Below are 14,807 nucleotides of genomic sequence, written 5' to 3'. Positions count from 1 at the left end.
CCTGACGATCGCCCCGCGGGGAGTTACACCGTGTCGCCGCGTACGGCGATGGCTTCAATCTCCAGCTTCACATCCTTCGGCAAGCGAGCAACCTGCACACAGCTGCGTGCCGGATAGATAGCCTCGTGCTCATCAAAGAACTGCTGATACACCTGATTAATGGTGGCGAAGTCGTTCAGATCGGCCACGAAAACGGTGGTCTTCACGATATCGTTCACTTTCAAACCGGCGGACTCAACGATCGCTTTCACGTTTTCCAGACTCTGACGCGCCTGATCGGTCACGTGTTCGGCAACTTCACCGGTCTGCGGACATACCGGGATTTGACCTGAGGTCAACACCATGCTGCCCAGATCCACGCCCTGTACGTAAGGCCCAATCGCCCCTGGCGCACAGTCGGTTGCAATAACTTTTCTCATAAACCCTCCGGCGTTAAAGCGCCTGGGTGAAAGTGCGTGAAATAACGTCCTGCTGCTGTTCGCGGGTTAGCGCGTTAAAGCGCACCGCATAGCCAGACACGCGGATCGTCAGGTTCGGATAGTTTTCCGGGTGCTCAATAGCATCCATCAGCATTTCGCGGTTCATGACGTTGACGTTCAGGTGCTGACCGCCTTCGACATGCGCTTCATGATGGAAATAACCGTCCAGCAGACCGACCAGGTTGGTTTTACGCACGCTATCTTCTTTGCCCAGTGCAGCCGGCACAATCGAGAAGGTGTACGAGATACCATCTTTGGCATAGGTAAACGGCAGTTTAGCCACCGAGGTCAACGAGGCGACGGCACCTTTGCGATCGCGGCCGTGCATCGGGTTCGCACCTGGCGCAAACGGCGTACCTGCGCGACGCCCGTCCGGGGTATTCCCGGTTTTCTGGCCGTACACCACGTTAGAGGTGATGGTCAGAATGGACTGCGTCGGCACCGCGTTGCGATAGGTTGGCAACACTTTAATTTTCTTCATAAAGCGTTCAACCAGGTCGCAGGCAATGCTGTCTACGCGCTCATCGTTGTTACCGTACTGCGGATAGTCACCTTCAATTTCGAAGTCGACCGCCAGGCCGTTTTCATCACGGATCGGTTTGACGCGAGCGTACTTGATAGCCGACAGGGAGTCCGCAGCAACGGACAGACCCGCCATACCGCATGCCATGGTGCGATAAACATCACGATCGTGCAGCGCCATCAGCGAGGCTTCGTAGCTGTACTTGTCGTGCATATAGTGAATGATGTTCAGCGCACTGATGTACTGCACGGCCAGCCAGTCCATAAAGTGGTCCAGGCTCTCCATCACCGTGTCGTAATCCAGCACGTCATCCATCAGCGGCGCAGTTTTCGGCCCGACCTGGATTTTCAGCTTCTCATCCACACCGCCGTTGATTGCGTACAGCAATGTTTTGGCGAGGTTGGCACGCGCACCAAAGAACTGCATTTGTTTGCCGATGACCATCGGGCTGACGCAGCAGGCAATGGCATAGTCATCGCTTTCAAAGTCAGCGCGCATCAGATCGTCATTTTCATACTGTAAAGACGACGTGACGATAGACACCTGTGCGGCATATTTTTTGAAGGCAATCGGTAAGCCTTCAGACCACAGCACCGTCAGGTTCGGCTCAGGTGCCGGTCCCATGGTGTGCAGCGTATGCAGGTAGCGGAACGAGTTTTTGGTGACCAGCGTGCGGCCGTCCAGCCCCATCCCACCAATAACTTCGGTCGCCCAGATAGGATCGCCGGAGAACAGGGTGTCGAATTCCGGGGTACGCAGGAAGCGCACCATGCGGATCTTCATGATGAAGTGGTCGATCAACTCCTGCGCCTGCTGCTCGTTTAAGATACCGGCTTTGAAGTCGCGCTCAATGTAAATGTCGAGGAACGATGCAGTACGGCCCAGCGACATCGCGCCGCCGTTCTGCGATTTCACCGCGGCCAGATAAGCAAAATACACCCACTGTACGGCTTCCTGTGCGTTACGCGCCGGACGGGAAATATCGCAACCGTACTTCGCCGCCATTTCCTGCATTTGCAGCAGCGCACGACGGTGCTCAGACAGCTCTTCACGCAGGCGAATCGTCGCCTCCAGATTCTGCCCCCACTCCAGATTTGACTGGAGATCGGCAAACTGCTGCTCGCGTTCACGCACCAGGTAGCGAATACCGTACAACGCAACACGGCGGTAATCGCCAATGATACGACCACGGCCATAGCCATCCGGCAGACCGGTTAATACGCCGGACTTACGGCAGCGCAGCATATCCGGGGAATACGCGTCGAACACGCCCTGGTTATGGGTTTTACGCAGTTCGGTATACTGGTACTCAAAATCAGCATCCATTTCACGACCGTAAGCATCAAAAGAGCTTTTGATCATGTTGATGCCGCCGAACGGATGCAGCGCACGCTTCAGCGGCTTATCCGTTTGCAGACCGACGATCTTTTCCAGTTCTTGTTCAATATAACCGGCATCGTGCGCGGTGATCGTAGTGGCAATATTGGTATCGAAATCTACCGGCGCATGCGTCGAGTTTTCAATACGGATGCCCGCCATGACTTTTTCCCACAATGCGGTGGTTGCCGGCGTCGCTTCGGCGAGGAAAGATTCATCCCCTTCATAAGGCGTGTAGTTATGCTGAATAAAATCACGGACATTAATTTCTTCTTTCCAGTCCGTACCTTTAAAGCCAAGCCACGCGTCGGCATACAGCATATCGCTGGTATCGATATTTACCTTCATGAAAAATAATCTCTCTACAGAAAATTAATTATGCAAATTCTACTGGTGTGTTAATTCTGCCTAAATGAATGGCATCACGAGCAATCATTTTCTCTTCATTCGTCGGAATAACTGCACAAATAACTCGAGCATCATTAGCAGAGATAATTCTCTCGCCATGAGAATTTGGCAGACTATTCATTTCGCTGTCGATATTCACACCTAATACGGCCAGATGTTCAATCACCAGACGGCGAATTAAGACTGAGTTTTCACCAATGCCGCCGGTGAAAATAATCCCATCAAGACGATGTAACGATGCAGCATGTCCGGCGATATGGCGTGCAATACGATGCACAAAGGTTTTAATCGCCAGCTGCGCACGCTCGTGTCCTTCGTGCCAGGCTTTTTCCAGCGTACGTAAGTCAGAGGACAAACCGGAAATACCCAGCAGGCCAGACTCTTTATTAACGACACGCTCAAGGTCGCTCAGCGTCTGATTGGTTTCACTGGCGATCCACGCCATTGCGCCAAAGTCCACATCACCGCTACGCGTGCCCATCATCAGTCCTTCCAGCGGCGTCATACCCATTGAGGTATCCACGCTTTGTCCGTTACGGACCGCACAGATGGACGCGCCGTTACCCAGGTGCGCGACAACCAGGCCAGAATCATCATCCTGGAGGTCGAGAAGCTCGTGCGCTCGCTGAGAAACATAGCGGTGCGACGTGCCGTGGAAGCCATAACGACGAACACCCAGCTCCTCGTAATATTTCCACGGTAAACCGTACAGATAGGCTTCAGGTGCCATCGTCTGGTGGAAGCTGGTATCAAATACCGCCACCTGCTGTACACCCGGAAAAAGATGCTGTGCGGATTCAATCCCGCTCAGGTTCGCATAATTATGTAATGGTGCTAAAGGAGATACCCGACGAATATTGTCGATAACGTCATCTGTAATTATCGCTGATTCCGTAAAGATACTTCCACCGTGGGCAATGCGGTGGCCAATTAAGGCCACGCTGTCCATTAAATTACGTTGTTCCAGTTCAGCGGCAATAGCCTTTAATGCGTCTTCGTAGCTGTGGTGAGCCAGCTTAGCCGGCTCCCCACCATTAATTGCTATGAACGCATTTTCAGAGTTAATACCGTCTGCAATTCCCGCCATTAAAACATCACAGTTGGCTGCATCCAGCACTGAGAATTTAATGGAAGATGAACCACAATTAATAACCAGTACTACCGGAAACTCATTCATTTCACTACTCCGCTCATCCTGAGCTTAAGGATTAAAACAGTTTGTAGACGATGTTCAGGATAGTCAGCAGACCAATCGCAGTAACAAACACGTTATCCAGACGGCCACGGTATTTCGCCAGAGACGGCGCTTTACGGATGGCATACATCGGCAGCAAGCAGAGCAGTGAGGCGATAATTGGCGCGCCCATCGCTTCAATCAGGTCCAGGATGTTCGGGTTGGCGTAAGCCACAACCCAGGTGGAACCCATGATGAAGATCATGCTGATGGTGTTAAGTTTGCCAACAGAGACTTTGTTCTTATCACCTTTATAACCAAACTTCAGGACCAGACCGTTCAGACCTTCCAGCGTGCCCAGATAGTGGCCGAAGAAAGATTTGAAGATAGCGACCAGTGCGATGATAGAAGCACCGTATTCCAGAACGGTTGCGAAGGTCGACTTGGTGCCGGACAGTGAAGCAAAGTGGTTCGCCAGGTATGACAGTACCGGAATGTTCTGCGCTTTGGCTTCGGCCATATTTGCCGGAGACAGCGTGAACAGGCAGCTAAAGGCGAAGAACATGACCACTGCAACCATCAGCATACTGGCGCGGGAGATGATCTTGGAACATTTCTGCTCGGTAAATTCGCGGCCATAATCTTTTTCATACTCTTCGCGTTTAGACACCACGAAAGAGGAAACAATTGGCGAGAAGTTGAAGGAGAACACCATGATGGAAATACCCAGCCATACGGTGACCAGAATACCGTCATGCCCGGTCAACGCTATATTGCTGAGATCCACCTGCTGGATAACCGCTGAGTTCCAGTAAGGGATCAGGGACAGAGAGATAAGTACCAGGCTGGCAATAAATGGCCATACCAGGAAGCTCATCACTTTAACCATCAGATCTTTACCGAAGTAGATGACGAATGCCATCAACAGCAGCAGGAACAGCGCGACGAAGCCACGATTAAGCGCTGGCATCTGCAACTGGTTTTCCCAGAAGGTCATAAAGGTGTTGGTAATGGTGACGCCATAAATCCACAGCAGTGGGCAAATTGCAAAGAAGTAGAGGAACGTGATGACCACGCCGCCCGTTTTACCAAAATGCTCTTCAACCGTTTCTGTGATGTTGCCGGAAGGGTTAGAACCGGAAAGACACAGGCGCGCCAGTGCACGGTGGCAATAGAACGCGATGGGGTACGCTAACACCAGCATTAACAGAATGGGGATCAGCCCGCCAAAGCCTGCGCGGATAGGGAAGAACAACACCCCGGCGCCGATGGCTGTACCAAATAAACCCAGTGTCCAGGTGGTGTCCGATTTGCGCCAGGACGATTGTTTTGTCTGGCTGGATACAATGCTATCAGTAGTACTCATATCCTATCCTCAACGAAATATATTAAGCGTCAACTAAACCAGTAATTTGGGATACACGAGAAAGGTCGATATTACCGCCAGAAATAATGCTGACTGTTTTTCTATTCTGGATGTAGCTATCTAATTTCCCGCTTAATAATGCAGCACATGCCAGCGCACCTGCGCCTTCTGTCACAACTTTATTTCGCTGAATTAATGCCACCATACTGTTGCGAATTTCATCTTCGCTGACCAGGACAATGTCATCCACTAACTCACGAACGATTTCATAGGTCAAAGTACCCGGGCGGGAGACGTCACAACCATCCGCCAGGGTGCCGGTCGTTCGGTGTGTGGTTATTTCTCCAGCGTGGAAAGAAGCCGCCATGCCGTGAACGTTTTCAGACTGTACGCCAATAATTTTTATGGTCGGGTTGATGGATTTAATGGCTATCGCAATACCGGCAATCAGTCCGCCGCCACCAATTGGCACAATCACGTTATCGACATCATACAGATCTTCCAGAATTTCCAGACCGATAGTCCCCTGGCCGGCAATCACTTTCGGATCATCATAAGGCGGAATAAAGATGCGGCCTTCAGTTTCAACAATCTCGCTCACTTTAGCGATCGTGTCGTTGAAGTTGTCACCGTGCAGCACAACTTCTGCGGAGTAGTCGCAGGTAGCAGCCACTTTAGACTTCGGTGCGCCTTTTGGCATCACCACTTTGCCGTCAATACCGAGCATCGCACAAGAGAGGGAAACCCCTTGCGCATGGTTACCTGCAGAGCAGGCCACCACGCCTTTACATCTTTCCGCTTCAGTTAAAGAACTGAGCTTGTTAAAGGCGCCGCGAATTTTAAATGAACCAGTACGCTGCATGTTCTCAAACTTAAGGAAAATTTCCCCTTTGCAACGTTCACTAAAATAGTTAGAGCGAGGCATTCCCGTTTTATAAATTTTCCCCGCCAGTCTTTTTTTCGCTTCGAGGATATCTTCAATTGCAACTGGGAGATCGTATGTAATGTGCATTAGAACCTCTTACCTGGGTATTAAAGTAAATAGATAGCCGTGACCAACGTCTGATATAGACCGATGGCATTAATTCCGTATTAAATCGAGTTTAATCTTTAATCAACTTCAATTAATTGCTTTCGTCGCTGGCAATTATATGATGAATATTCTTTGGCTAATTCCACCAAAATTGATGCTGCTTTTTTAATTCGATAATTTTTAGACCAGACGGCGGCGTAACGCGCGACCGGTAAGGCCTCTTCTACCGGAATAGTAATAAACTGGTTTGAACCAAATGGAGTGGTCATATCGCAGGGAATTACTGTTAAGAAATCAGCATTGAGAACAAGATTATAAATTGTGACGACCGAGTCTGTTTTAACGATGTTTTCACTGCTGATGCCATTTTTTTGTAACGTAGTAAGAAGCTCGCTGTAGTAACCCATATTCGTTTGCGGCAACACCCACTGTTCATTTTGCAATGCGCTCAGCGTAGTGATGCCGGTGCGTGTTCGGGACTTACTGGCAACCAGAACAAACTCTGACTCGAACAGCGGCTCCACATGCAGGTCGTGCAATTTCATCTCATCGCTTAACGTGCCGATTGCAAAGTCCAGACGCCCATCACGAACCGCTGGTAAGAAAGAGGAAAGCTGGGCTTCATACATGGAAACCTGCGCGTTCGGGAACACCTCTTTAAACTTCTTAATCATGCCGGACATGATGGTAAAGGCGATCAGTGAGGGGAAACCGAACGACACATCAACAACCGCATTGCTCGTCATGCTATTCATCTCATCAACCATGTTTTTCATTTCACGGGTAATAGATTCAGACCATGAGAGCATCACCTGACCGGCTTGGGTCAATGTGACGCCTGTATTTTTACGCACCACCAACTCAATACCAAAATAAGCCTCAACATCATTAATGATTTTGCTTACTGCGGGTTGAGTTAAACCTAATTCTTTTGCAGCTGAGCCGATAGAACCACTTCTAATGACTTCCTGAAAGACCACTAAGTGCTGTGTTTTAGGGAGAGAAATAGTATTCATATCGGCCTGCTCTAATTACTTTGTTGACGGCAGGAAGTGTACCAAATTAAACGTTCACGGATATGTGCGACCACTCACAAATCCCCTTCACTTACATTTTGTAAGATTATTATAAACCAATAAAATCGTTATTTATCAATGCAATAAAGAAAAACGATCTCACTTTAACCTGACTTTAATCAAAAAAAGATGGGGGGATAACGAAAATTTATGGCGATAACACATGCACGTTAACGGTTATTTAACCGACGGTTGAAAGATGATAATTCAAGCAATTACAGAGTAATTATCGGTCGGGATAACGTTTAAATTTAATGAGCAATTTATCAAATAAAATTATATTTTAATTATTATCGTGGTTAAATAACGCCATGCATCACACTATTTTGCCTTATTTGTTTGTAAAGAAACATTGCGTTTATCATTATTCAAAACAAAACAAACAATAAATTATCAAATGCAACAATAAATTAACGCTGGTTTTTGATGTTTTCACAGCAAGTAATTTTGTGATTTCGATCGATTGCGTGTGTTTTTTCTATAGCGAAACGTATCGATAAGCGTTTTGTGTTAGCTGTCACAAAACTGGAAATTTTCAGCAACCCCTTTGCCGCTGAAAAAGACGTTTTCGAATAAATAACGGGAAAATAAAAATGAGATTTACCGCAAATTTGCCGGATGGCGGTGCAAGCACCTTATCCGGCCTACAAAAAATCGGGGCCAGCAGGCATAAAAAACACGCCATAAAAGCAAAAACCCCGCCGAAGCGGGGTTCTATAAAGAGTGAAGCTGACCGATAAGCCGGGTTCTGTCGTGGACAGTCATTCATCTAGGCCAGCAATCGCTCACTGGCTCAAGCAGCCTACCCGGGTTCAGTACGGGCCGTACCTTGTGAACCCCTATTTGGCCTTGCTCCGGGTGGAGTTTACCGTGCCACGGACTGTTACCAGCCGCGCGGTGCGCTCTTACCGCACCCTTTCACCCTTACCTGATCCCACTTGCGTGGGCCATCGGCGGTTTGCTCTCTGTTGCACTGGTCGTGGGTTTCCCCCCCAGGCGTTACCTGGCACCCTGCCCTATGGAGCCCGGACTTTCCTCCCCTCCGCCCGTCTCCCCCGAAGAGGACGACGACGAAGCGGCGACTGTCTGGTCAGCTTCGGCGCGAAGTATAGAGGGTTTGCGGGCCAATGTCACCCCGCACTGCGCATTCCTATCGCCAGCGTAGCGGCGATGTTTCTGGATGACCGATAAATATTATCAAATGCTCCCCGGAAGGCCTCTTCCAGCGTACCTATGCTGGTCAATACGCTAAACACGGCATCGATACCATATTGATGCACCACGCCCACATCGCGTGTCAGGCTGCCCGCAATACCAATCACCGGCTTGTGGTATTTCTTCGCCACACTTGCCACGCCGACAGGCACTTTGCCGTGAATACTCTGGCTGTCGAGGCGTCCTTCACCGGTAACCACCAGCGTACAGTCGTGAATATGCTCTTCCAGATTCAGCGCCTGGGTCACAATCTCTATCCCGCTACGCAGTTCTGCACCTAAAAATGCCATTAATGCCGCCCCCATACCGCCAGCGGCTCCGGCTCCGGGCACATTTTTCACATCAACGCGCAACGATTTTTTTATGATGTCGGCAAAGTGAGACAAATTTCTATCCAGCTCGATAATGCGTTCTTCAGTCGCGCCCTTCTGCGGACCAAAAATGCGGGATGCACCGTTTTCGCCGGTCAATGGATTCGTCACATCACAGGCAACACGAATCGAACAGGTTTTTAAGCGCGGGTCCAGACCCGAGATATCAATGGTATTCAGGCTATTCAGGCAACCGCCGCCAAAGCCAATGTCAGTACCGTTGGCGTCACAGAGTTTCGCCCCCAGCGCCTGTACCATACCCGCACCACCGTCGTTGGTCGCACTGCCGCCAATACCAATAATGATATTTTGCGCGCCGCTTTCCAGCGCCTTGAGAATCAACTCCCCGGTACCACGCGACGTGGTGACTAAGGGGTTGCGTTTTTCTGGAGGGACCAGCGCCAGCCCACTGGCTGCCGCCATTTCGATAAACGCGGTGTTACCGTCTCCGGACATGCCCCAGCTGGCATTCACTTTTTCGCCCAACGGTCCCGTTACCCACGCGAAATGTTCCGTTCCCTGCGTGGCGGCAATCATCGCTTCAACGGTCCCTTCGCCGCCATCGGCGACCGGAACAGAAACATAGTGCGCATCGGGAAAAATTTCCCGAAATCCTTTTTCTATCGCCTGCGCTACCTCGGTGGCAGAAAGGCTTTCTTTATAAGAGTCTGGGGCAATTACGATTTTCATAGTTATGTAGCCTGACAGTGCCGCGCGAGGCAAGAATTACAGGGCGCGCAGTCGCGCCCTTCTTGTTAGCGAGTGACTTCCACTTTCGCCAGTTTTTCGTAGTAGCATGCCAACGCACTGTGGTCAGCCGTTCCCAGCCCGTCAGCGCGCAGCGCCTGCATCATTTCCATTACCGCTGCAGTCAGCGGCAGCTGTGCACCCACGCCGTGTGAGGTATCCAGCGCATTCGCCAGATCTTTGATGTGCAGGTCAATACGGAAGCCCGGTTTAAAGTTACGGTCCATCACCATCGGCGCTTTGGCATCCAGCACGGTGCTGCCCGCCAGTCCGCCGCGAATAGCCTGATACACCAGATCCGGGTTCACGCCCGCTTTGGTCGCCAGGGTCAGCGCTTCAGACATCGCCGCAATATTCAGCGCCACGATCACCTGGTTTGCCAGCTTAGTGACGTTACCCGCACCAATGTCGCCGGTATGCACCACAGAACCCGCCATCGCTTTCAGCAGATCGTAGTACTTGTCGAAAATCGCTTTATCACCACCGACCATCACCGACAACGTGCCATCAATCGCCTTCGGTTCGCCGCCACTCACCGGTGCATCCAGCATATCCACGCCTTTCGCTTTCAGCGCATCGCTGATTTCACGACTGGCTAACGGGGCGATTGAACTCATGTCGATCAGAACGGTGCCCGGCTTCGCGCCTTCGATGATACCGCCTTCGCCCAACGCCACTTCTTTTACGTGTGGAGAATTCGGCAGCATGGTGATAATCACATCGCACTGTTCAGCAATGGCTTTCGCCGTGGTAGCGGTTTCTGCGCCTGCGGCGATGACTTCCGCAATCGCTTCTGGGTTACGGTCAGCAACCACCAGCGAGTAACCTGCCTTGAGGAGGTTTTTACTCATTGGTTTACCCATAATACCGAGGCCAATAAAACCTACTTTCATTGTCATGTCTTTATCTCTCTATACTGTCGATGGTGGTTATTTCTTAAAAGAATCAGCCAGTTTTTGCGTCGCTGAACGGAACACGCCGAGATCGCTACCGACGGCAACAAACGTCGCGCCCCAGTCCAGATAGCGACGGGCATCTGCATCAACCGGTGCCAGAATGCCGCTTGGCTTACCGTGCTTTTTCGCGACCGCAAAGATGTGCTGAATCGCCTTTTGCACTTCCGGATGGGAGGCATTGCCCAAGTGGCCTAACGCGGCGGCCAGGTCGCTTGGGCCGACGAAAATACCGTCCACGCCTTCGGTTGCGGCAATCGCATCCACGTTATCAACACCCTGCTGACTTTCGATCTGCACGATGATGGTGATGTTTTTGTTTGACTGTGCGAAGTAGTCCGGCACGGTGCCAAACATATTGGCGCGGTGAGAAACCGATACGCCGCGAATACCTTCCGGCGGATAGCGGGTAGATGCCACGGCGTTCACCGCATCTTCTTCGGTCTCAACAAACGGAATCAGGAAGTTATAGAAACCAATATCCAGCAGACGCTTGATGATCACCGGCTCGTTGGTCGGCACACGTACAACCGGCGCGCTGGAACTGCCTTTCAGCGCCATCAGCTGTGGGATAAACGTCGAGATATCGTTTGGCGCATGTTCACCGTCCAGCACCAGCCAGTCAAAACCGGCCAGGCCTAATACTTCGGTACTGATCGGGCTTGCCAGCGCGGACCAGCAGCCAATCTGAACCTGATGCGCCGCAAGTGCCGCTTTAAATTTGTTTGGGAAAATCGTGTTATTCATCGCCTATACCTTTGTTTATTTCTGCAATTCCATACGTTTAATGTCACCGACAATAAACAGGTAGCAAACCATCGCCATCAGCGCCGAGCACCCTACAAACACCAGCGCAGCATTAAATGAGTGCAGCTCGCTCACCAGGTAACCAATCACCAGCGGGGTTACGATAGAAGCCACGTTACCAAATACGTTAAACACGCCACCGCACAGACCCACAATCTCTTTCGGGGCGGTATCGGAAATCACCGGCCAACCCAGCGCGCCAAAACCTTTACCGAAGAACGCCAGCGCCATCAGCGCCACTACGAAGGTGGTATTATCCGTGTAATTGCACAGGATAATGGTTGAGGCGAGCAGCATTCCGAGCACGATCGGCAGCTTACGCGCCAGGGTGATGCTAGCGCCGCGTTTAATCAGGTAATCCGAGAACACGCCGCCCAGTACACCTCCGGCAAATCCACACAGTGCCGGAATAGACGCGACCAGGCCGACTTTCAGGATCGACATACCTTTTTCCTGCACCAGGTAGATAGGGAACCAGGTCAGGAAGAACCAGGTGATGGTGTTGATAAAATACTGTCCAAAGAACACCCCCAGCATCATGCGGTTTGTCAGCAGTTGCTTGATGTAATGCAGTTTCGGACCGCTCGCCGCAGCACCACCCGGCTTCTTGTGGTCCATATCCACTACCGCGCCGTTATCCGAGATAAACTTCAGCTCTTCCTGCGACATCCGTGGGTGATCGGTAGGGTTATGGATCAGTTTTACCCACAGTCCGGTCAGCACAAAGCCAATCACGCCCATCACGGTAAAGACGTGTTCCCAACCCCAGGCGAAGGTCAGCCAGCCCAGCAACGGTGAAAACAGCGCCAGTGAGAAATACTGCGCGGAGTTAAAAATCGCAGAGGCCGTGCCACGCTCTTTGGTCGGGAACCAGGCCGCAACAATACGGGCGTTAGCCGGGAAGGAAGGCGCTTCCGAGAAGCCCAGCATAAACCGCATGATAAACATGGAGATCCCCGCCCAGGCCAGCGGGAACATATCGACAAAACCCTGCAGGAAGGTAAACAGCGACCAGAAGAAAAGACTGTAGGTATAGACTTTCTTCGAACCAAACTTGTCGAGCAGCCAGCCGCCGGGAATTTGCATCAGCAAATAGGCCCAGCCGAAGGCGGAGAAAATGTAACCCATTGATATGGCGCTGAGCTGCAACTCTTTGGCCACTTCGGTACCGGCAATAGACAACGTCGCGCGGTCTGCATAGTTTACGGCAGTGACAATAAATATTATCAGCAGTATTAAATATCGGGTGTGCGTACCTTTCTTTTTCTCTACAACCGTATCCAGTATCATTCTATTTACCTCAGGTACAAAAAGATTTTTATTATTATTTTGAAGGATGTTTACGCTGATAAATTACCGTAAGATAAAATACGCTTTTATTTATCAGTCGCTATTAAACCGTGATTCAGTATAATCAGCGCAGCGTCGTTAATCATTGTGCAAGCGCTCATTAAAAGCATAATATTAAAATATTATTTTATGCATATGCACATAACCATGGGCGCTGATGCACACATTTACGTATTGATACCCTTGGTGGCGCGGCGTTTCTAAGTTTAAGTGATCTCGCTCACATTCTTAAATTAAAACTCCTGACATTCTTATTCCACGACACTGAGTCTTTATTACTTATAATTAGATTCGATATATATCTATTATCACCACCTGGCTGGAGAATACTGGACAATGGCCGACATCGAAATTAGACAAGAATCGCCCACGGCGTTTTATATTAAAGTACACGACACTGATAATGTGGCGATTATTGTCAATGACAATGGTCTGAAAGCCGGGACACGTTTCCCGGACGGACTGGCGCTGATTGAACATATTCCCCAGGGTCATAAAGTGGCGCTAACGGATATTGCTGTTCACGGCGAAATCGTGCGCTATGGTGAAGTGATCGGTTACGCCGTTCGCGACATCGCACGCGGTAGCTGGATTGATGAGTCAATGGTTGAGCTGCCCAAAGCCCCGCCGCTGGAGACGCTGCCGCTGGCAACCAAAGTGCCGGAGCCGCTTCCTCCTCTTGAAGGCTACACCTTCGAAGGCTACCGTAATGCCGACGGCAGCGTGGGCACCAAGAACCTGCTCGGCATCTCCACCAGCGTACACTGCGTAGCGGGCGTGGTGGATTATGTGGTGAAAATCATTGAGCGCGATCTGCTGCCCAAATACCCGAACGTTGACGGCGTGGTGGGGCTGAACCATCTGTATGGTTGCGGTGTAGCCATCAATGCACCGGCCGCTATCGTGCCAATTCGAACCATCCATAACATTGCCCTGAACCCCAACTTCGGTGGCGAAGTGATGGTTATCGGACTCGGCTGCGAAAAACTCCAGCCGGAACGCCTGTTAGAAGGCACGCACGATGTGAAAAGCATCCCGGTAGACAGCGCCAGCATTGTCAGCCTGCAGGATGAAAAACACGTAGGCTTCAAATCGATGGTTGAAGACATTTTGCAGGTTGCCGAGCGCCATCTGGTAAAACTCAACCAGCGTCAGCGAGAAACCTGCCCGGCCTCTGAACTGGTGGTCGGCATGCAGTGCGGCGGCAGCGATGCGTTTTCTGGCGTCACAGCTAACCCGGCAGTGGGCTACGCGTCCGATCTGTTGGTGCGCTGCGGTGCCACCGTGATGTTTTCGGAAGTGACTGAAGTGCGTGACGCCATCCACCTGTTAACGCCACGCGCCATCAATGAAGAAGTGGGCAAGCGCCTGCTCGAAGAGATGGCCTGGTACGATAACTACCTGGATTTGGGACAAACCGACCGCAGCGCTAACCCCTCTCCGGGCAACAAGAAAGGCGGTCTGGCTAACGTGGTCGAAAAAGCGCTGGGCTCCATTGCCAAATCGGGTAAGAGCGCCATTGTGGAAGTGTTATCGCCGGGCCAGCGTCCGACCAAACGCGGCCTGATTTACGCGGCAACGCCTGCCAGCGACTTTGTATGCGGCACGCAGCAGGTCGCGTCCGGGATCACCGTGCAGGTGTTCACCACCGGTCGCGGTACACCGTACGGTCTGATGGCAGTTCCAGTGATTAAAATGGCAACACGCACCGAACTGGCCAACCGTTGGTTTGATCTGATGGATATCAATGCCGGAACCATCGCTACCGGTGAGGAAACCATTGAAGATGTCGGTCTGAAGCTGTTCGAGTTCCTTCTCGACGTGGCGAGCGGACGTAAGAAAACCTTCTCGGATCAGTGGGGACTGCACAACCAGCTGGCGGTGTTTAACCCGGCACCGGTGACCTGATTTTCGAAATGAAAGCCAAA

At 51.0% G+C, this 14,807-nt stretch carries 11 protein-coding genes and 1 other RNA gene; 1 reads left to right on the top strand and 11 read right to left on the bottom strand.

What is annotated here, in order from left to right:
- Nucleotides 1-23 precede the first annotated feature (23 nt).
- The 11 genes from FDX22_RS25525 to garP all read right to left on the bottom strand — a co-directional run bounded on the left by FDX22_RS25525 (nt 24) and on the right by garP (nt 12,819).
- Nucleotides 24-419, bottom strand: a complete 396-nt coding sequence (locus FDX22_RS25525; protein WP_096755567.1) for an enamine/imine deaminase — start codon at nt 417-419, stop codon at nt 24-26.
- A gap of 13 nt (nt 420-432) precedes the next feature.
- Nucleotides 433-2,727 (bottom strand): 2-ketobutyrate formate-lyase/pyruvate formate-lyase, encoded by a 2,295-nt coding sequence (tdcE, locus tag FDX22_RS25520; protein ID WP_096755566.1) that lies wholly within the window; start codon nt 2,725-2,727, stop codon nt 433-435.
- 28 nt (nt 2,728-2,755) lie between these two features.
- Nucleotides 2,756-3,964 carry a propionate kinase gene (gene tdcD, locus FDX22_RS25515; protein ID WP_096755565.1) on the bottom strand — a complete coding sequence of 403 codons (1,209 nt, stop codon included), beginning with the start codon at nt 3,962-3,964 and terminating at the stop codon, nt 2,756-2,758.
- A 31-nt stretch (nt 3,965-3,995) separates the two neighbouring features.
- A complete protein-coding gene (gene tdcC, locus FDX22_RS25510) occupies nt 3,996-5,327 on the bottom strand; it encodes a threonine/serine transporter TdcC (protein ID WP_115257422.1) in 1,332 nt (443 codons plus the stop codon).
- Nucleotides 5,328-5,349: 22 nt separating this feature from the next.
- Nucleotides 5,350-6,339, bottom strand: coding sequence for a bifunctional threonine ammonia-lyase/L-serine ammonia-lyase TdcB (gene tdcB / locus FDX22_RS25505; RefSeq protein ID WP_096755563.1), 990 nt, complete (start codon nt 6,337-6,339; stop codon nt 5,350-5,352).
- A gap of 98 nt (nt 6,340-6,437) precedes the next feature.
- The gene (tdcA, locus tag FDX22_RS25500; RefSeq protein WP_096755562.1) at nt 6,438-7,376 is read right to left on the bottom strand and encodes a transcriptional regulator TdcA; all 939 of its coding nucleotides are present in this window, start codon (nt 7,374-7,376) and stop codon (nt 6,438-6,440) included.
- A 781-nt stretch (nt 7,377-8,157) separates the two neighbouring features.
- Nucleotides 8,158-8,534: RNase P RNA component class A (rnpB, locus tag FDX22_RS25495), an RNA gene on the bottom strand.
- Nucleotides 8,535-8,566: 32 nt separating this feature from the next.
- On the bottom strand, nt 8,567-9,712 hold the full coding sequence (garK, locus tag FDX22_RS25490; protein ID WP_117342717.1) for a glycerate 2-kinase: 1,146 nt from the start codon (nt 9,710-9,712) through the stop codon (nt 8,567-8,569).
- Between the two features lie 65 nt (nt 9,713-9,777).
- Nucleotides 9,778-10,668, bottom strand: a complete 891-nt coding sequence (gene garR / locus FDX22_RS25485; RefSeq protein WP_096755560.1) for a 2-hydroxy-3-oxopropionate reductase — start codon at nt 10,666-10,668, stop codon at nt 9,778-9,780.
- A gap of 30 nt (nt 10,669-10,698) precedes the next feature.
- Entirely contained in the window at nt 10,699-11,469 is a 771-nt protein-coding gene (gene garL / locus FDX22_RS25480) for a 2-dehydro-3-deoxyglucarate aldolase (RefSeq protein ID WP_117342718.1), read from the bottom strand.
- Between the two features lie 15 nt (nt 11,470-11,484).
- Entirely contained in the window at nt 11,485-12,819 is a 1,335-nt protein-coding gene (gene garP / locus FDX22_RS25475; protein ID WP_096755558.1) for a galactarate/glucarate/glycerate transporter GarP, read from the bottom strand.
- Between the two features lie 396 nt (nt 12,820-13,215).
- Between garP and garD the strand changes: the two genes are divergently transcribed.
- A complete protein-coding gene (gene garD, locus FDX22_RS25470) occupies nt 13,216-14,787 on the top strand; it encodes a galactarate dehydratase (protein WP_146717960.1) in 1,572 nt (523 codons plus the stop codon).
- Nucleotides 14,788-14,807 lie beyond the last annotated feature (20 nt).

The organism is Citrobacter sp. TBCS-14 (genome assembly GCF_005280805.1).
Classification (GTDB): domain Bacteria; phylum Pseudomonadota; class Gammaproteobacteria; order Enterobacterales; family Enterobacteriaceae; genus Citrobacter; species Citrobacter gillenii.
Note: the sequence above shows the minus strand (reverse complement) of the source record. Positions and strands in the feature narration are given on the sequence as shown.